General features: G+C 57.1%; 1 protein-coding gene. It reads left to right on the forward strand.

Annotation, left to right across the window (positions count from 1 at the left end; genetic code table 11):
• Positions 1-667 (forward strand): ShlB/FhaC/HecB family hemolysin secretion/activation protein (locus tag J5224_RS33255; RefSeq protein WP_264629161.1); only part of this gene is annotated, 667 nt, incomplete at both ends.

The raw sequence follows: 667 nt of genomic DNA on the forward strand, positions 1-667 counted from the left end.
GCCCGCAGTCTGCAAACCGGCGTGTCATTGCCGTATGGCTACTGGAACATCAATTATGACTTTGCCAAAACACGCTATCGCAATGATTTTTTGAATCGCGATTATCTTTGGCGTTCTACCGGCGATACGCAAACCCACCGTGTTGCGCTTTCACGCGTGGTTTTTCGTAACGCAGACGCAAAAACCAGCCTGTCGGCGGGAATGACGCACCGCATCGCGCACAACTACATGCAGGATGTGCTGCTGCAATCCAGCAGTCGTCGGTTGAGCAGTCTGGTGTTTGGCGTCAATCACAGTCAGTCGCTGTGGGGCGGGCTGGCTACCTTCAATCCGGCGTTTAGCCGCGGCGTGCGCTGGTTTGGCGCACAGAGCGATGAGGGTGTCACGGCCGATTCTCCCCGCGCGCAGTTCAATAAAGTGACGCTGGCGACCAGCTACTACCTCCCCTTAAGCGACAGTGTCAACTACCTCACCAGTTTCTACGGCCAATACTCACCCCATCCGCTCTACGGCAGTGAGCAAGTGACGCTGGGTGGGGAAAGTTCGGTGCGTGGTTTCAAAGAACACTACCTGTTGGGCGATCGCGGCGGCTACTGGCGTAACGAGATCAACTGGCGTGCGCGGCAGATCCCCTATTTGGGGCAACTAACCCTGACCGCCGCGCTGG

Source organism: Candidatus Symbiopectobacterium sp. NZEC135, from assembly GCF_025962695.1.